The organism is Parvibaculum sp., from assembly GCF_039680535.1.
Taxonomy (GTDB): domain Bacteria; phylum Pseudomonadota; class Alphaproteobacteria; order Parvibaculales; family Parvibaculaceae; genus Parvibaculum.
The window spans coordinates 1-17,082 of record NZ_JBDKSS010000006.1; the positions used below are offsets into that span (position 1 = coordinate 1).

Consider the following 17,082-nt stretch of genomic DNA (forward strand, 5'->3'; position numbering starts at 1 on the left):
ATGAGCATCAACGCGGTCAAGGGTGTCGAGATCGGCGAGGGCTTCGGCGCCGCCGCGCTGACCGGCGAAGAAAATGCCGATGAAATCCGCATCGGCAATGAAGGGCCCTATTTCACTTCGAACCATGCGGGCGGCATTCTGGGTGGCATTTCGTCAGGCCAGGACATCGTCGCGCGCTTTGCCGTAAAGCCGACCTCCTCGATCCTCACGCCGCGCAAGTCCATCACGGTGACGGGCGAGGAAACGGAGATCATGACCAAGGGCCGTCACGACCCTTGCGTCGGCATTCGCGCGGTGCCCGTGGGCGAAGCCATGCTTGCCTGTGTGCTTGCCGATCATTTCCTGCGCCATCGCGGGCAGATCGGCTGAGGCCGGCTTCTAGAGACGGATAGGATCGAAGCTGTCCATCCGCGCCATCGCCCAGTTCGCGCGATAGAACTCGCTGGCCGATGTGCCGGCGATCAGCTCGCGCGGCTTGGCGAAATAGTGAATCTGCGAGAACAGCTTGATCTCCGTCGAACCGGTGCGCCGCGCGAGATGATGCGGGCCCAGTTGATCGGGATGGTCGAGCCCCGCCGAGGCAAGGATCTCCGCCAGCGCCTTCATCGTATGTCGGTGATAATTGAAAACCCTCGTCGCCTTGTCTGGAACGACAAGCGCGAGCTGCCGCAGATGGTCTTGCGTCGCAACCCCCGTCGGGCATCGATTGGTATGGCAACTCTGCGACTGGATGCAACCAACCGCGAACATGAAGGCGCGCGCCGCATTGACCCAGTCGGCACCGATGGCCAGAGTGCTCGCAATGTCGAAGGCGCTGACAATCTTGCCGGCCGCACCGATCTTGATCCGGTCACGAAGTCCCGTGCCGACCAGCGCGTTGTGAACGAAAAGCAGTCCATCGCGCATCGGGACGCCGATATGATCGGTAAACTCCACTGGCGCCGCGCCCGTGCCGCCCTCCGCGCCGTCGACGACGATGAAATCCGGCAGGATGTCCGTTTCGAGCATCGCCTTGACGAGCCCCATGAACTCCCATGGGTGGCCGAGACAGAGCTTGAAGCCGACGGGCTTGCCACCCGAAAGCTCCCGCAACCGCGCAATGAAATGCATCATCTCGATGGGCGTACCAAAAGCCGAATGCCGTGCGGGAGAGATACATTCCTCGCCCGTCTCGACACCGCGCGTCAGCGCGATTTCAGCCGACACCTTGCCCTTGGGAAGGATGCCGCCATGGCCGGGCTTCGCGCCCTGACTCAGCTTGATCTCGATCATCTTCACTTGCGGCGTCGTGGCCTGGGCAGCGAATTTCTCCGGATCGAAATGTCCATCCTTGGTGCGGCAGCCAAAATAACCGCTGCCGATTTCCCAGATGAGGTCGCCGCCGAATTCACGATGATACGGGCTGATGCTCCCCTCGCCCGTGTCGTGCGCGAAACCACCCTCCTTCGCACCCTTGTTCAGGGCACGGATCGCATTGGCGCTCAAGGCGCCGAAGCTCATCGCGGAAATATTGAAGACGGACGCCGAATAGGGCTGCGTGCATTGCGGCCCACCGATCTCGATGCGGAAGCTCGACGGATCGACATTCAATGCCGGCTGCGCCGAATGCCCGATGAATTCATACCCGTCGCCATAAACGTCGAGCAGCGTTCCGAACGGTTTTTCGCTTACAACATTTTTTGCACGTTGATAGACGAGCGAGCGCTGCGCGCGCGAATAGGGAAGTTTCTCGTCATCGCCCTCAAGGAGATATTGCCTTATCTCAGGCCTGATCTCTTCGACGAGATAGCGAATATTGCCGATGACCGGATAGTTGCGACGCACAGCGTGACGCGTCTGCAGAATGTCGACCACGCCAAGCACGGAGAGAAGCCCCGCTGCAAGCGTGACGATCCAGAGCCCATTCACCGTCGCGACGAAGGGCAATGTCAACAGCATCGCCGCCACGCAAAGAGCAAAGACGATATATCGCGCAAAAAGGCTCGCCATCAGTCCACAACTTTCCGGAAGACCATGACCTTCGACAGAAAGGCCGGTGTTGAACCATCGAAGGCGAGCCCCGCGCGCGCGAAAAGCGCCGCAAAATCCTCGGCGAGATAAGTGCCGAAATAGGGCTCGTGAAAGCCAATGGGGAAGAATTCGAGAAGCCCGTCATAATCGGGCCGGTCGCCGGTCTGCAACGCATCGACAATGACGGCGATGCCGCCCGGCTTCAGCACGCGGGCGATCTCCGCCGCCACAATCTTGCGAACCTTGGGCGGCAGTTCGTGAAAAATATAGATGCAAGTGACCGCATCCTGCGACGCGTCGGCCACCGGCATATTTTCCGCGTTGGCCTCGATGATCTCAACAGAGCGCCGCCGCTTCAGCCGCTTGCGCGCCTCTGCCACATAAGCGGGCGACAGTTCGAGCCCCGCCGCATTGAGACGCGGATAATTCGCGGTCACCTCATCAAGGAAGCGCCCTGTCCCGCAAGCAACATCGAGGAGGTGCAGCTTGCGCTGGTCGCGCCCCTTGAACGCATTGGCGAGCGGCACCAGCGCCTGACGGCGCATCGTGTCCGCCGTGCCGGTGAACAGCACTTCGACCTGCGTGTCGTAGAGCTTCGCGGATTCGTCCGAGAACCAGCCGCCGGTCTGATAGTGGAAATTCTGGAGGTAATAGCGCGGATAGCGCTTGCGCAGTTCCGGCGTCAGCACTTCGGAATGGCGCCGCGACAAGCGCCGCTCATCCACCTTTCGCGCGTCCTTGAAGAAACGAAGGCTGGCGCGAATGGCGGCCGAGGGCGGAAGCAATCCGTCCGGCGCGCGATAAAGCCCCGCCGCAATGTTCTTCCAGTCGCGCTCGAAAAGCTCCCTCATCCCGGCGACGAGGGCAGGCCATTTCGGCACCTTGCCCTCGACCGAAACGGGCTTCTCTCCCGGCGGCACCAGCGGCCCGCGTATGCGATTGAGCGCGATGTAATGGCCCGCATACCAGGCGACCCGCGCGCCCTGCTGCACGCCATAGCCGATCCGGGACAAGGGGCCTGCCATCCGTCACTCCCTGCGGAAGATGCCTACCAGTTCAATATGGGGCGACCAGAGGAATTGGTCCACCGGCGTCACGCGGGTCAGGCGGTATCCGCCATCGATGAGCGTCCGCGCATCCCGCGCGAAGGTCGCCGGATTGCACGACACGCCGATGACGAGCGGCACGGCCGATTTCGCCAGCTGTTCAGCCTGCGCCGCCGCGCCCGCACGCGGCGGATCGAAGACGACGGCGTCGGTCTTGAGTAACTCGCTCGGCAGGATCGGTCGGCGGAACAGATCGCGCATCAGGATTTCGACGGGCTTCAGGCCGAGCCCCGGCCCCTGCTCGCGGATCGCCCGGTCGAGCGCAGCCGTCTGTGGCTTCTCGCTTTCGACGGCGAACACCGAGCTGCGCTTCGCCAGCCCAGCCGTGAATGTGCCGCAACCCGCGAAGAGATCGGCCACGCGCCTTGCATCTCCCACAGCCTCGACCACAAGGCGGACAAGCGCCGCCTCGCCATCGGCCGTCGCCTGAAGAAAGCTTCCTGGCGGCGGCGCGACCTTGAGCCCCGAAAGCGTCACCACAGGCGCGCGGCGTTCGGAAATCATCTCGCCGTTCCAGACGAGCCGCGCGAGATCATGCGCCGATGTACGCTTGGCAAGCTCCGCCCGCAGCGGCCCGTCGACATCCTTGCCGCCGGTAACCGCCACATCGAGGCCCGTCTCCGTCGCCGTCACGGCGACCGAGGCATGGCCTTTTCGCGAAAGACCCGGCTCAACGAGATGGGCGAGGCTCTGAAGCGCCGCCTCGATCTCGGGCACGACGAGCGGACATTCCGTCAGCTGAATGATCGTATGGCTGGATCGGCTGTAATATCCAAGCGTCACGCCTTTTTTGGTGCGCGTCGCGGAAAAGGTCGCGCGGCGGCGGCTCCGCGGCGCTGCGGGCACGATCGAATCGACTTCAACCTCGATGCCGCGGGGCTTGAGCGCTGCCACCACCTGTTCGCGTTTCCATTCGGCATAGGCCTTCGCTTCCACGTGTTGAAGCGCGCAGCCCCCGCACTGACGGAAATGACGGCAAGGCGCAGCGACGCGGCTCGCAGACGGCGTGACGATGCCGAGAAGCTCGGCCCGGCCTTCGCCGGTCGGTTGAATACGCACACGCTCGCCGGGCAGCACGAAGGGCACGAAGACTTCGCCCGTCGGCGTCTCCGCGACGCCGTCGCCCAGATGGCCGAGCGAGGCGATCGTCACTTCAAGCTCTGTCGTGGGAATGTCGGTCACTTGCTCTTTCCGTCCAGAACTGCGGCTACAAGGAACTCCTTGTTGCCGTCGCCACCCTCAATGGGGCTATCGGTAACGCCAAGCACCCGCCAGCCGGGCGTGGCGGCGAGCCAGCCAGTTACCGTTTCGCAGGCTTCCGCATGAAGCGCAACATCGCGCACGATACCACCTTTGCCGACCCTGCCCTTGCCGACCTCGAATTGCGGCTTGATGAGCGCGACGAGCTTCGCACCGGGCTGCGCAAGCGCCAGAGCCGCAGGCAGCGCCTTTGTCAGGCTGATGAAGCTCACATCGGCAACGATGAGGTCGATGCCATGCGAAAGATGTTCCGCCGTCAGGTCCCTGGCGTTGAGGCTTTCAAGCGAGGTCACGCGCGGGTCGGAGGCGAGTTCGGCGGCGAGCTGACTGTGGCCCACATCAACGGCAGTGACATGCCGCGCTCCGTGCGCGAGCAGGACTTGCGTGAAGCCACCGGTCGACGCGCCGATGTCGAGACAGTCGAGTCCAGCCGGATCGACCCCGAAATTCTTCAGTGCATGTTCGAGCTTCAGCGCTCCACGCGAGACATAGAGATGCGCCGATGGATCGACATCGATCGTCACATGCTCGCCGACCATCTGCGCGCCCTTGGTCACGAGCTTGCCATCGACATGCACCAGCGCGCCTTCGATCGCCGCTCGCGCCTTGGCGCGCGAAGGAAATATGCCGCGCTCGATCAACATCTGATCGAGGCGCTTGCGTGTCTCGCTCATGATGTTCAGACGAGCTTGGGAGCGGCGGCACGGATCGCCGCAAGTTCGGCGATCTCGTTCTGCATGCCGAGCACCGAAAGGGCTGTCTCCACGATGGCGGAGGCATTCAGCCCCGCGCGCTCATACATCCTTTCCGGCTTGTCCTGATCGATAAAGACATCCGGGAAAGCCATGGGCCGAACCTTCAGCCCATGATCGAGCGCGCCAGACCGGGCGAGATAGTCAAGCACATGGCTGCCGAAACCGCCGACGGTGCCTTCCTCGACGGTGATGAGCACCTCATGCTCGCGGGCAAGCCGTGCCACCAGCGCCTCGTCGAGGGGCTTGGCAAAACGCGCATCGGCGACCGTGGTCGAAAGACCAAGCGCTGCGAGCTGCTCCGCCGCCTTCATCGCCTCGGCGAGGCGCGTGCCGAGCGACAGGATCGCGACCTTCGTCCCTTCACGGAGAATGCGGCCCTTGCCGATCTCAAGAGGAACACCGATTGGCGGCATCTCGACGCCGACGCCCTCGCCGCGCGGATAGCGGAAGGCGGAGGGCCGGTCGTCGATCTCGACGGCGGTTGCCACCATGTGCTTCAGCTCCGCCTCATCGGCGGGCGCCATGATGACGAAATCGGGTAGGCAGCCGAGATAGGTGATGTCGAAGGAGCCCGCATGGGTCGGCCCGTCCGCGCCCACGAGACCGGCGCGGTCGATGGCGAAGCGCACCGGCAGCTTCTGGATCGCGACGTCATGGACGACCTGATCGTAGGCGCGTTGCAGGAAGGTCGAATAAATGGCGCAGAAGGGCTTGAAGCCTTCCGTCGCAAGACCCGCCGCAAAGGTCACCGCATGCTGCTCGGCAATGCCGACGTCGAAAGTGCGCGTCGGGAAACGCTCGCCAAACATGTCGATGCCCGTGCCCGAAGGCATCGCCGCCGTGATGGCGACGATCTTGTCGTCCCTTTCAGCATGGGCGATCAGGCTTTCGCCGAAAACTTTGGTGTAGCTCGGCGCATTGGCGATGGCCTTGGCCTGCGCGCCGGTGATGACATCGAATTTCGAAACGCCGTGATACTTGTCTTCGGCGGCCTCGGCGGGCGCATAGCCCTTGCCCTTCTGCGTCACGACATGGACGAGGATCGGCCCCTCGCCCGCATCGCGCGCATTCTTGAGCACCGGCAGAAGGTGGTCGAGATTGTGGCCGTCGATCGGCCCGACGTAATAGAGGCCCAGCTCCTCGAACAGCGTGCCGCCAGTCGCCATGCCGCGCGCGAATTCCTCGGCGCGGCGGGCACTCTCCTCGATGCCCTTGGGAAAGAGCTTCGCGATCTGCTTGCCGAGATGGCGAACCGAACGATAGGTGCTGCCGGAAATGAGCCGCGCGAGATAGGCGCTCATGCCGCCCACGGGCGGCGCAATCGACATGTCGTTGTCGTTGAGGATGATGATGAGCCGGCTGTCCATGGCGCCGGCATTGTTCATCGCCTCATAGGCCATGCCGGCCGACATGGCGCCGTCGCCAATGACGGCGACGACGTTGTTCTTTGCGCCCTTGAGGTCGCGCCCCACCGCCATGCCGAGACCGGCCGAAATGGAGGTCGAGGAATGCGCCGTACCGAAGGGGTCGTATTCGCTCTCGGCCCGCTTGGTGAAGCCGGACAGGCCACCGGCCTGACGCAGCGTACGGATGCGCGGGCGACGACCGGTCAGGATCTTGTGCGGATAGGCCTGATGGCCCACGTCCCAGATCAGCCGGTCGTCCGGCGTATTGAAGACGTAATGGATCGCGACCGTCAGCTCGACAACGCCGAGGCCAGCGCCCAGATGGCCGCCCGTCTCGGAAACGGCGTCGATGGTCTCGGCGCGCAGCTCATCCGCCACCTGGCGCAGGTCGGATTCCGGCAGCGCGCGCAGATCGGCAGGGCTGTTGATGCCATCGAGAAGAGGCGTTTTGGAAATGTTGCTCAAGTCTATCCTCGGCCGCAGCCGGTACCTTCCGGAACCCCCGGAAGCTCAGTTGCGACGGTTTATAACGAACCGCGCCGCCTCACGCAAAAGGTCGGCCTTTTCATCAAATAAATCAAGGTGTTGGATCGCCTGATCCGACAATATCCGGGCCTGGTCCCGCGCCCGGTCGAGGCCGAGAATCGAAACGAAGGTCGCCTTGCCCGCTTCCGCATCCTTGCGGGCGGCCTTGCCCATGAGTTCCGCGTCGCCCTCGGCATCGAGGAGATCGTCGGCGATCTGGTAGGCGAGCCCCAGGTCATGGGCATAGGCGTGGAGCGCGTGAAGCGCCTCCGCCGAGGCATGGCCGAGCACGCCGCCCGCCTCGCAGGCAAAGGCGATCAGCGCGCCGGTCTTGAGCCGCTGGAGCCTCGTAATGGCGCCGATATCCAGCGCCACCCCCTCGCTCGACAGGTCGATCATCTGGCCACCCACCATGCCGCGGCCGCCGGCGGCGTCGGCAAGGCGGCGGACGAGATCGAGCCGCACCCGCGCATCCTCATGCGTGTCTTCGCCCGCCAGAAGCTCGAAGGCGAGTGTCAGCAGCGCGTCGCCCGCCAGCACGGCGGTTGCCTCGTCGAACTTCCGGTGCACGGTCGGCTGGCCATGACGGAGGTCGTCGTCATCCATGCAGGGCAGATCGTCATGGATCAGCGAATAGATATGCACGCATTCGATGGCAGCGGCGGCCCGGAGCGCGGACTGGCTGGCGACGCCGAAAAGCCGGGCGCTCTCGCAGACGAGAAACGGGCGGAAGCGCTTGCCGCCCGAAAAAACGGCATAACGCATGGCCTCGAAAAGCTGCCCCTCCGGGCCTTCCGCACGCGGCAGAAAGCGGTCGAGCGATTCCTCGACCCTGGCGACGGCTTCGGCCATCGCCCTTTCAAAGACAGGCGCGTCGTCGGACCGGATCATGCTGGCTTATTCGACGTCGAGAGGTTCGGTGCCCGTCGCCTCGCCGCCGGCCGAAAGCGTGATCTTCTCGACCTTGGCTTCGGCCGCCTTGAGCCGCGCCTCGCAATGGGCCTTCAGCTCGGTGCCGCGCTCATAAAGCTCGATCGACTTTTCAAGCGGCGCTTCGCCGGATTCAAGCTGGCTCACGATCTTTTCGAGCTGCGCCAGCGCATCCTCGAAGCTCAGTTTGTCGATGTCGGACGCGGGAGCCGCCATGTCATTCTCCTTCGGTCAGGCGCCGAGTTGCAGCGCCCGCACATGGGCTCTGGTGCTCGAAGCCAGCGCAGCCAAGTCATACCCGCCCTCAAGCGTGGAAACAACGCGGCCGTTGCAGAACTTGTTGGCAAGCCGCACCAGCTCGGTCGTAACCCAGGCGAAGTCGTCTTCCGTGAGCCTCAGATTGGCCAGAGGATCGGCGGCATGTCCGTCGAATCCTGCCGAGATCAGCAGAAACTCCGGCTGGAACATCTCCAGCGCGGGCAGGATCACGTCGCCAAACGCCTCGCGGAACTCTGCCGAGCCGGAACCCGGCGGCAGCGTCCGGTTGATGATATTGCCGAGCCCGTGCTCGCCCGCCCGGCCCGTGCCGGGATAGAGCGGCCATTGATGCGTGGACGCATAAAAGAGGTTCGGGTCCGTCTCGAAGCTCGCCTGTGTGCCGTTGCCATGATGCACGTCGAAATCGACGACGGCGATACGCGAGAGCCCATGCACGTGGCGCGCATGCAGAGCGCCGATGGCCGCATTGTTGAAAAAACAGAAGCCCATCGCCCGGTCGGGTTCCGCATGATGTCCCGGCGGGCGGATCGCGCAGAAGGCATTGCGCACCCTCCCGGACATGACCTCATCGACCGCGAAGGTCACCGCACCCGCCGCCCTGAGCGCCGCCTCGACCGAACCCGGCGAGAGCATCGTGTCCGCATCGACACGGCGAAAGCCATGCTCCGGAGCGCCGTTCAGGATCGCTTCGACATAGATCGGCAGATGCACGCGCTCGATGGCTTCGACGGTCGCTCGCGGCGCCTCCACACGATGCAGAAGCATGAACTCCTCGGCCTCCAGTACGCCGAGCACCGCCCGAAGCCTGTCGGCGCACTCGGGATGGTCCTCGGGCATTTCATGCGCGAAGCAGGCTGAATGAGTGACGAGAAGAGTATCCATGAACGATCCGGATGCTTGAGAAGCGGCATTCTAGCACCGCCGCGGGGCCACAGTCCCCTTGCCCGCGTCACCTTTTTACGACAGGCGCCCTGGAGGCGGTCAAAAGGTCGCATCGCCGCCGCTTTCAACGCCTCGTTAAGGGGAGGCCGATAGCGTCCCGTCTCTGGTCCGGCAGGTCGAACTAATCCGGGCCGTGTTCACGTTGCGTATTGAGTAAAGGGTTCCCACCTAGTGAGTCAGGTATCAGTCATGTCCCGCTTCGAGCATCTCGCCTTCGTACGTATCAGCGACGCCGACAAGCAAGCCTTCAACGACATCAGCGCCGTTCTTCCCAAGCATATCGAGCGCATTCTCGACGGCTTCTATGACCATGTGAGCCGCGAGCCGGAACTGGCGAAGCTGATCGGCGACCCCTCCAACATTCCCCGCCTCAAGGCCGCCCAGCGTCAGCATTGGGCCGGCCTCTTCAGAGGTGATTTCAGCGAGCAGTTCATCACCCAGGCCATCCGTATCGGCGCGGCGCATGAACGCATCGGCCTGACGCCGCGCTGGTATATCGGCGCATACGCCTTTGTCATGTCCGAACTCGCGCCTGTGCTGACGAAGGAATATCGGTGGCAGCCTGCCAGGCTCGCCGCTGCCATGGCCGCCATGTCAAAGGCCATCGCCCTCGACATGGAACTGGCGATCTCGGTCTACCTCGAAAAGGGTCAGGAGCGACGCCTGATGGACCTGCGCTCCATCGCGGCGAAGCTCAGCAGCGGCATCGGCGACGCGGTCGACCAGATGGCACATCGCGGCAACGAAGTGCGCGACGCAGCCTCAAAAATCACCGACGCCATGATTGCGGTCGAGGATCGCGCCAACGCCGTCGCCTCGGCCTCCGAAGAAGCGACGACCAACGTGCAGGAAAGTGCGCGGGCGACGCGCGAACTCTCCGACGCCGTGCGAAATGTCGATCAGCGCGTCGGCCATTCCGCCATCATCGCGCAGGAAGCCGTGGTCCGTGCCGAGCGCGCGGCAGAAAGCATCGCCGCCCTTCACAGCGCCAGCGAAAATATCTCGGACACGGTGAAGCTGATCGCGGACATTGCGAGCCAGACCAATCTTCTCGCGCTCAACGCCACCATCGAGGCGGCGCGCGCGGGCGAAGCGGGACGCGGCTTCGCGGTCGTCGCCGCCGAGGTCAAGGCGCTCGCCAACCAGACTTCGCGCGCGACAGAGGGCATCACCAATCAGGTGAGCAGCATCCGCGAAGCAACGGGCCTCGCCATGTCGGCAATCGCCGACATCAATGAGACGATCGGCGAGATCAACGGCATCTCGATCGAGGTGTCCGCGACCGTGCAGCAGCAAACCGCCGCCGCCGCGCATATCTCGCACAATGTCGATGAAGCCGCCGCCGGCACGCAGGACGTCTCGGCGAAGATCGTCGAAGTGGCGGGCCAGACCCGCACCGCAACGGAACATTGCACCTATCTGCGCGATGTGTCGGGCGAGGTCGGCGAGGCGGCACACCGCCTGCGCCAGAGCATGGAAACGATCCTCGAAGGGCTGACCAGCGGCGCGCAGGACGCAGCCTGACGCCAACGCCGATTACACTGGTGCCGCGCCTTATGTGGCGCGGTACCAGTCGACGCCTTTCTCGTTGCGCTCCACCGTGGCCTTGCCACGCCCGAGCAGGCAATTGAGATGGGCGATGCTTTCGCCCGTCGCCATGAAGAAGACTTCAGGCCCGATCTTGCGCCTGAAGAGTGCCGGAAAGACGTCGATGACGCGCTTCGGCTCTGCAAGCAGATCGTAAAGCTTCGACAGGCCTTCCTCATGGCCTTCGATGAGCTGTGTCATGCGCGTATGGAGCCCGTAGAATGGCTCGTTATGCGCGGGCAACACCAGAAGGTCGGCTGGAAGCGTCGCGCGGATGCGGTGGCAGCTTTCGAGCCAGTCCTCGAGCGGATTCTCATAGGCCTCGGTCGGGTGCACGCTGACATTGGATGAAATGCGCGGCAGGACCTGATCGCCGGAAATCAGGATCTTCGCTTCCTCGCAATAAAGCGAGACATGCTCGGGCGCATGGCCCGAACCGATCACGACCTGCCAGCGGCGGCCGCCAATGGTCATCTCGTCGCCCGCCTTCAGCCTGCGGAAGATTTCAGGCAGCGGCGAGACGCGCTCGCCGAAATTGCCGAAGCGCTTGGCGTAGCTTTCGAGACCACGCTCGCCGAAGCCCGCCGCGCGATAGAAGTCGAGCGCCGCCTTGGGCGCCTCGCGGCCCGTGTCGAGAACGAGATTGCGGCACATCAGGAAATCGGTGCGCGACATCTGGAGATCGATGCCCCATTCGCGCGTGAACCAGCCCGCAAGCCCGACATGATCGGGATGGAGATGGGTGACGACGAGCCGGGTGATCGGCTTGCCCTTGAGCCCCGTCGCAAAGACCTGCCGCCAGAGACCCATGACCTCGTCGCTCGACACACCTGTGTCGACCACCGTCCATCCGTCATCTTCCTCAAGCAGCCAGAGGTTGATGTGGTCGAGCTGGAAAGGCAGCGGCATGCGCACCCAGTAGATACCGGGGGCCGCTTCCATCGCTTCGCCGGGCGCTGGAATCCGCGACAACGGATAGCGCAAGGCGCTTTCGACCGGTTCGGTCAATGACACGTCTGACATATAAATTCTCCTTGCACCCGTGATAGGCGCGTCGGCGGGAGAGGTCAAACGCCAGAAGATTTTTCAAGGGCGCCGCTGGGGAACCTCAGACGCCGAGAGCCTCGGCATCGAGCGCGTAGAGCGTCTCCGAGCCGGCCGTCGCGGGCGCAAGCAGACCGGCTGCTAGCGGCAGTTGCTGGGCCGCATAAAACCGCGCCGTGGCGAGCCGCGCCGCGAGGAAGGAATCACCCTCCGCCTTCACTGCCGCCAGAGCGCCCAGCGCGAGGAAGTGCCCGCCCGCGACCGTGCCGAAGAGGCGCAGATAGGGCGAAGCACCGGCGAGACAATCGTCGGTCGCCGACTTCAGACGCGCGAGCATCCAGTCTGTCGCCTTGTCGAGCGTGTCGAGCCCCTGATCGAGCGCGGCACCAATCGAAGTGAGGCCTTCATGGTTGGCCTCCCGCGCCTTTGCCGCCGTCTCGCGCATCTCGGCGATGAAGCCCTTCACCACCTCGCCATTGCCGAGCGGCAGCTTGCGCGTCACGAGGTCGATGGCCTGAATGCCGTTGGTGCCTTCGTAGATCGGCAAGATGCGGGCATCGCGGTAATATTGCGCCGCGCCCGTTTCCTCGATGAAACCCATGCCGCCATGGATCTGCACGCCGAGGGACGCGACCTCGCATCCGATGTCGGTGGAGAAGCTCTTCGCGATCGGCGTCAGAAGATCGGCACGCGCCTGGCCCGCCGCGCGTTCCTCCGGCGTTGCACCATGATGCGCGCGGTCGATCGCCACGGCATTGGCGTAGCAGATCGCACGCGCGGCTTCGGTGAGCGCCTTCATCGTGAAGAGCATACGACGTACGTCGGGATGCACGACGATGGGCTCCATCTCGCCCGGCGCAAGCGTCGAACCGATGGACCTGCCCTGCCTGCGTTCCGTCGCATAGGCCAGGGCATGCTGATAGGCACGTTCGGCAATTGCGACGCCCTGCGTGCCGACGAGAAGCCGCGCATTGTTCATCATCGTGAACATGCAGGCGAGGCCCTTGTTCTCCTGCCCGATCAGCGTGCCGATGGCGCCGCCATTGTCGCCATAGGACATGACGCAGGTGGGGCTGCCGTGAATGCCGAGCTTCTCTTCGAGGCCGACGCATTTCGCATCGTTGCGCGCGCCGAGAGAACCATCCGCATTGACGAGAAATTTCGGCACGAGGAAGAGCGAAATGCCCCTGGTGCCCGCAGGCGCATCGGGCAGACGCGCGAGGACGAGATGGACGATATTCTCGGCCATGTCGTGGTCGCCATAGGTGATGAAGATCTTGGTTCCGGTGATGCGATAGGTGCCGTCGCCCTGCGGCACGGCCTTGGCCTTCAGCGCATTGAGGTCCGAGCCCGCCTGCGGCTCGGTCAGGTTCATCGTGCCTGTCCATTCGCCCGAGATGAGCCTGGAGAGATAAAGCCGCTTCTGCTCCTCCGTGCCATGCGCCGTCAGCGCCTCGACGGTGCCCTGGCTCAGGATCGGGCAGAGGCCAAAGCCCATATTGGCGGCGTTCCACATCTCCTGCATGGCGGTGGCGAGGGCCAGCGGAAGCCCCTGTCCGCCAAATTCGGGCGAGGCCGCGAGGCTTCCCCAGCCGCCCTCGACCCAGCGCGCATAGGCTTCCGGGAAGCCCTTCGGTGTCTTCACGCCATCGGCTTCGAGCCGCGCGCCCTCATGGTCGCCCGATTTGTTCAGCGGCGCGAGAACGTCGCCGGCGAGCTTCGCGCCCTCTTCAAGCACCGCCTCGATAAGGTCCGGCGTCAATTCGGCGAAATCGCCCTTGCCCGCGAGTGCCCCGAGCCCCGCCACTTCCTGAAGCACAAAAGCCATGTCACGGACGGGGGCGCGGTAAGTCATGGAAAATCCTCGGGCAAATACTGAACCGGTTCTAACAGCCGGGGGCGTTTTAATCTATTCTGACCCGCGTTTGAACTGCGACAGATAGGAGGCCCGCATGACGACGGGCAATGACCGGAAAACACGCACTGCGCTCATCACCGGCGCGTCGGCGGGCATCGGGCGCGAACTCGCGCTGGTCTTCGCCGAAAACGGCTTCGATCTGGTGCTCGTCGCGCGCCGCAAGGAGCGGCTGGAAGCGCTGGCGCAGGAAGCGCAGGGCAAATTCGGAGCGAAAGCCCATATTCTGGCGGTTGATCTCACAGATCCCGCCGCGCCCCGTCAGATTTTCGATGAAATGGCCCGCCGCCACATCATGGTCGATGCGCTGGTCAACAATGCGGGCTTCACCGTGCCGGGCTATTTCCGCGATACGCATTGGGACGACCAGAAACACCTCATTCAGGTTATGGTGACTGCAGTGGCCGAACTCTGCCATTTGTTTGGGCCGGGCATGGCTGCACGCGGCTATGGCCGGATCATCAATGTCGCGTCACTCGCAGGCCATCTTCCGGGCGCCGCTGGCGGCACGCTCTACGCGGCGGCCAAGAGCTTCGTCATAAAGATGTCCGAAAGCCTCGCGCTCGAAAATGTCGGCAAGAACGTCCACGTCACGGCGCTCTGCCCCGGCTTCACCTATTCGGAATTTCACGACGTCGCGGGCAATCGCGAGGAAATGAACAAGCTGCCCAAATTCATCTGGATGACCGGCGATGTCGTCGCGCGACAGGCTTATGACGCGGTGATGGCGGGACGCCCCGTCGTCATCAATGGCGGCCTCAACAATTTCATCGCGCTGCTCGCGCGCTTCCTGCCGCAGCGCCTCGTCCATGCCCTGATGGCGCGGAACCAGCGCAACGCAAAGGCGAAGCCCCGTGCCGCCTGAACTTCTTCGCGCGGACAACGAGGCCATTACGCGCGGAGGCGCCCTCCTCCGCGAAGGCAGGCTCGTCGCTTTCCCGACCGAAACGGTCTATGGCCTCGGCGCGGACGCGACGAACGACCGCGCCGTCGCGAGCATCTTCGAGGCGAAAGGGCGGCCCACATTCAATCCGCTCATCGTGCATGTCTCCGGCCGCGAGGAAGCGGAAGCGCATGCCCGCTTCACGCCGGAGGCCGATGCGCTCGCCCGCGCCTTCTGGCCGGGCGGCATTACGCTCGTGCTGCCGCGCCTTGCGACAACGCCCATCTCGCTTCTCGTCAGCGCCGGCCTCGACACGGTGGCGCTGCGTGCGCCCGCGCATGACGTTGCGCAATCGCTGATCCGCGCCGCCGGACGGCCCATCGCCGCGCCCTCCGCCAACGCATCCGGCGAGGTGAGCCCGACCCGCGCCGAACATGTCATGGCTTCACTCGGACATTCGGAACTTCTGTCGATGGTCCTTGATGGCGGCCCATGCCCGCTCGGGCTCGAGTCGACCGTCATCGGCTTCCCGGAAAGCGGCGCGCCGACGCTGCTCCGGCCCGGCGCCATTGCCCGCGAGGAAATCGAGCGTGTGCTGGGACGTCCTCTCGCCGCAGCCGATGTTGCTTCCGGCGAGGCCGGCCGCTCATCGCCCGGGCAGCTCGCCAGTCACTACGCGCCCCGGGCGCGGCTCCGGCTCAACGCCACGGAAACGCGAGACGGTGAAATACTGCTGGGCTTCGGACCGGCGAAAAATGCGGTTCTCAACCTTTCGCCGACGGGCGATCTTCGCGAGGCCGCCGCAAATCTCTTCGCCATGCTGCGCGCGCTCGACGAAAAGGCGCATGGGAAGGGCATCGCCGTGACGCCCATTCCCTCAAATGGCCTCGGCGAGGCGATCAACGACCGCCTGCGCCGTGCGGCCGCGCCGCGTTAATGCGCCTTGATGGCAATGCGGTCGAGGAAACCGAGCGCCACCGCGGATACCACGAAAGCCATGTGCATGATCGTCATCCACATGATCTGAGGCTCCGTGTACTGCGTGGCGTTCAGGAATATCTGCAGAAGATGGATCGATGAAATGGCGACGATGGCGGAGGCAACCTTCACCTTGAGGCTGCCCGCATCTAGCTTTCCGAGCCAGGTGAGATCGACCTTCGCGTCGTAGCGGCTGACGAAATTCTCGTAGCTCGAAATCATCACCATCAGGACGAGGCTTGCCACCAGCGCGGCGTCAATCAGGCCGAGCATGGCCAGGATCATCTCGGCTTCGCTATAGTTGAAGGCATTGAGGAACACCTTGGCGAGTTTCAGCGTGAAGCTCGCCGCGTAAAGCGTGAGCGCCGCGGCAAGTCCGAGATAAAAGACCACGAGCACCCAGCGGCTCGACAGGATCACGCGTTCGATCAGCAACTCAACGGATTTCATAACACCCTCGATGGATAGCGGAGGATGACATATAGCGTCGTCACGCCAGATTTCAAACGGGATCAGGCGCTCTCCGCCGCAGGGCCGATCAGAAGCACCGGCACGCCGCATGTCGGCTTGCGAATGGTGGCAACCTCCGTGCCCTTCTTGCGGCCCAGCTTCACCTCCGATACATCCGCGCCCTCCCGGACCAGCCGCTCGCGAACAGCGCCGACATGTCCGACCTTCCAGGCGAGGCCCATGAAGTAGTCGTTCGCCGGCGCCTTCGCCTTGTCGAGCGGCTCGACCACTTCGAGCGTCACGCCGCCGAGGCGGAAAAAGAGCTGCCGCACGCCCCATTCGGGCTTCGACTGGTCGAGTGCCAGCCGGATCCCGAATTGTTCTCCGAAGAGATGCTTGCAGGCTTCTGCATCCGAGGTCATCACCACGACATGATCGAGCGCGGAGATCGCCTCGCCTTCGCCGACGCCGGGTCGCAGCGCCGCCTCCGGCAATGGTTCGGGTGAAAGCTGCTCGTGCCCCATCATGAAGAGGCCGCGCGCGATCTCGGCCGGGACCAACAGGGATTTCCAGCGCCGCCGCTCTCCGGCAGGGCCCGAAACCTCCGCCTCGGGAAAAAGGACGGCGGGCAACCCCCTGGCCTTCAGCCCCTCGACGGTCCGCGTGGCGTCCGGCGTCGAGAAGACAATGCCGACAATGCCCTCGCCGGCCCGGTCAAGCTGGGCTGACAGGAGACTTCCCCAGGGCGCGCCTGTTTCGGAGGAGGACAGAAGATCGAGCGACACATTGCCGAGGCGATAGATGACGCGCTCCGTCCCGCCATCCCGATAGCGCCATGAGGGCGAACGGCCAAGCATGCGCGTATAGATGCGCTCGGCTTCCGCGAGATCCCGCACGCCGATCATGATCCGATCGATACCGCCGACCAAAGCCTCTCCCGTCATTCCACCCTCGGACGCTTCATTTTGTTGCGGCCATGCTAGACTTCACGAAACGTAATGCGAAGAACGAA

At 63.9% G+C, this 17,082-nt stretch carries 16 protein-coding genes; 4 read left to right on the top strand and 12 right to left on the bottom strand.

What is annotated here, in order from left to right:
* On the top strand, positions 1-369 hold a 369-nt coding region (locus ABFC66_RS03735; RefSeq protein ID WP_346739622.1), incomplete at its 5' end, for a chorismate synthase.
* A gap of 9 nt (positions 370-378) precedes the next feature.
* On the opposite strand, the gene ABFC66_RS03740 is transcribed toward ABFC66_RS03735, so the two are convergent.
* The 8 genes from ABFC66_RS03740 to ABFC66_RS03775 are packed head-to-tail and all read right to left on the bottom strand — an operon-like array spanning position 379 to position 9,153.
* Positions 379-1,989: an FMN-binding glutamate synthase family protein gene (locus tag ABFC66_RS03740; protein ID WP_346739623.1), complete on the bottom strand. Its 1,611-nt coding sequence runs from the start codon at positions 1,987-1,989 to the stop codon at positions 379-381.
* Positions 1,989-3,035, bottom strand: coding sequence for a methyltransferase domain-containing protein (locus ABFC66_RS03745; RefSeq protein ID WP_346739624.1), 1,047 nt, complete (start codon positions 3,033-3,035; stop codon positions 1,989-1,991). The genes ABFC66_RS03740 and ABFC66_RS03745 overlap by 1 nt, the downstream gene beginning before the upstream one ends.
* Before the next feature lie 3 nt (positions 3,036-3,038).
* Positions 3,039-4,289, bottom strand: coding sequence for a class I SAM-dependent RNA methyltransferase (locus tag ABFC66_RS03750; protein WP_346739673.1), 1,251 nt, complete (start codon positions 4,287-4,289; stop codon positions 3,039-3,041).
* A gap of 5 nt (positions 4,290-4,294) precedes the next feature.
* Positions 4,295-5,059 (bottom strand): TlyA family RNA methyltransferase, encoded by a 765-nt coding sequence (locus tag ABFC66_RS03755; protein ID WP_346739675.1) that lies wholly within the window; start codon positions 5,057-5,059, stop codon positions 4,295-4,297.
* Positions 5,056-7,002, bottom strand: coding sequence for a 1-deoxy-D-xylulose-5-phosphate synthase (dxs, locus tag ABFC66_RS03760; RefSeq protein ID WP_346739625.1), 1,947 nt, complete (start codon positions 7,000-7,002; stop codon positions 5,056-5,058). Before dxs ends, ABFC66_RS03755 begins: the two co-directional genes overlap by 4 nt.
* A 45-nt stretch (positions 7,003-7,047) precedes the next feature.
* The gene (locus ABFC66_RS03765) at positions 7,048-7,953 is read right to left on the bottom strand and encodes a polyprenyl synthetase family protein (protein ID WP_346739626.1); all 906 of its coding nucleotides are present in this window, start codon (positions 7,951-7,953) and stop codon (positions 7,048-7,050) included.
* Between the two features lie 6 nt (positions 7,954-7,959).
* Positions 7,960-8,208, bottom strand: coding sequence for an exodeoxyribonuclease VII small subunit (locus ABFC66_RS03770; protein WP_346739627.1), 249 nt, complete (start codon positions 8,206-8,208; stop codon positions 7,960-7,962).
* A gap of 15 nt (positions 8,209-8,223) precedes the next feature.
* Positions 8,224-9,153, bottom strand: coding sequence for a histone deacetylase family protein (locus tag ABFC66_RS03775; RefSeq protein ID WP_346739628.1), 930 nt, complete (start codon positions 9,151-9,153; stop codon positions 8,224-8,226).
* A 249-nt stretch (positions 9,154-9,402) separates the two neighbouring features.
* Here ABFC66_RS03775 and ABFC66_RS03780 point away from each other — a divergent pair, with 249 nt between their 5' ends.
* A complete protein-coding gene (locus ABFC66_RS03780; RefSeq protein ID WP_346739629.1) occupies positions 9,403-10,737 on the top strand; it encodes a globin-coupled sensor protein in 1,335 nt (444 codons plus the stop codon).
* A 30-nt stretch (positions 10,738-10,767) separates the two neighbouring features.
* Here ABFC66_RS03780 and ABFC66_RS03785 read toward each other — a convergent pair whose 3' ends face one another.
* Both ABFC66_RS03785 and ABFC66_RS03790 read right to left on the bottom strand, forming a co-directional pair.
* Positions 10,768-11,823 (bottom strand): MBL fold metallo-hydrolase, encoded by a 1,056-nt coding sequence (locus tag ABFC66_RS03785; protein ID WP_346739630.1) that lies wholly within the window; start codon positions 11,821-11,823, stop codon positions 10,768-10,770.
* A gap of 85 nt (positions 11,824-11,908) precedes the next feature.
* The gene (locus tag ABFC66_RS03790) at positions 11,909-13,699 is read right to left on the bottom strand and encodes an acyl-CoA dehydrogenase family protein (protein ID WP_346739631.1); all 1,791 of its coding nucleotides are present in this window, start codon (positions 13,697-13,699) and stop codon (positions 11,909-11,911) included.
* Positions 13,700-13,796: 97 nt separating this feature from the next.
* Between ABFC66_RS03790 and ABFC66_RS03795 the strand changes: the two genes are divergently transcribed.
* On the top strand, positions 13,797-14,624 hold the full coding sequence (locus ABFC66_RS03795) for an SDR family oxidoreductase (RefSeq protein WP_346739632.1): 828 nt from the start codon (positions 13,797-13,799) through the stop codon (positions 14,622-14,624).
* Positions 14,614-15,579 carry an L-threonylcarbamoyladenylate synthase gene (locus tag ABFC66_RS03800; protein ID WP_346739633.1) on the top strand — a complete coding sequence of 322 codons (966 nt, stop codon included), beginning with the start codon at positions 14,614-14,616 and terminating at the stop codon, positions 15,577-15,579. Before ABFC66_RS03795 ends, ABFC66_RS03800 begins: the two co-directional genes overlap by 11 nt.
* On the opposite strand, the gene ABFC66_RS03805 is transcribed toward ABFC66_RS03800, so the two are convergent.
* Together ABFC66_RS03805 and ABFC66_RS03810 are read right to left on the bottom strand one after the other, a co-directional pair.
* Positions 15,576-16,070 (bottom strand): TIGR00645 family protein, encoded by a 495-nt coding sequence (locus tag ABFC66_RS03805; protein ID WP_346739634.1) that lies wholly within the window; start codon positions 16,068-16,070, stop codon positions 15,576-15,578. The two genes, ABFC66_RS03800 and ABFC66_RS03805, sit on opposite strands and share 4 nt — an antisense overlap.
* 62 nt (positions 16,071-16,132) lie before the next feature.
* Entirely contained in the window at positions 16,133-17,014 is an 882-nt protein-coding gene (locus ABFC66_RS03810) for a VOC family protein (protein WP_346739635.1), read from the bottom strand.
* Between the last annotated feature and the right edge of the window lie 68 nt (positions 17,015-17,082).

What these genes read in the sequence shown, in the direction of transcription:
- ABFC66_RS03740 (WP_346739623.1), bottom strand. Translation starts at nt 1,989, where the DNA reads ATGGCGAGCCTTTTTGCGCGATATATCGTCTTTGCTCTTTGCGTGGCG.
- ABFC66_RS03745 (WP_346739624.1), bottom strand. Translation starts at nt 3,035, where the DNA reads ATGGCAGGCCCCTTGTCCCGGATCGGCTATGGCGTGCAGCAGGGCGCG.
- ABFC66_RS03765 (WP_346739626.1), bottom strand. Translation starts at nt 7,953, where the DNA reads ATGATCCGGTCCGACGACGCGCCTGTCTTTGAAAGGGCGATGGCCGAA.
- ABFC66_RS03770 (WP_346739627.1), bottom strand. Translation starts at nt 8,208, where the DNA reads ATGGCGGCTCCCGCGTCCGACATCGACAAACTGAGCTTCGAGGATGCG.
- ABFC66_RS03775 (WP_346739628.1), bottom strand. Translation starts at nt 9,153, where the DNA reads ATGGATACTCTTCTCGTCACTCATTCAGCCTGCTTCGCGCATGAAATG.
- ABFC66_RS03780 (WP_346739629.1), top strand. Translation starts at nt 9,403, where the DNA reads ATGTCCCGCTTCGAGCATCTCGCCTTCGTACGTATCAGCGACGCCGAC.
- ABFC66_RS03785 (WP_346739630.1), bottom strand. Translation starts at nt 11,823, where the DNA reads ATGTCAGACGTGTCATTGACCGAACCGGTCGAAAGCGCCTTGCGCTAT.
- ABFC66_RS03790 (WP_346739631.1), bottom strand. Translation starts at nt 13,699, where the DNA reads ATGACTTACCGCGCCCCCGTCCGTGACATGGCTTTTGTGCTTCAGGAA.
- ABFC66_RS03795 (WP_346739632.1), top strand. Translation starts at nt 13,797, where the DNA reads ATGACGACGGGCAATGACCGGAAAACACGCACTGCGCTCATCACCGGC.
- ABFC66_RS03805 (WP_346739634.1), bottom strand. Translation starts at nt 16,070, where the DNA reads ATGAAATCCGTTGAGTTGCTGATCGAACGCGTGATCCTGTCGAGCCGC.
- ABFC66_RS03810 (WP_346739635.1), bottom strand. Translation starts at nt 17,014, where the DNA reads ATGACGGGAGAGGCTTTGGTCGGCGGTATCGATCGGATCATGATCGGC.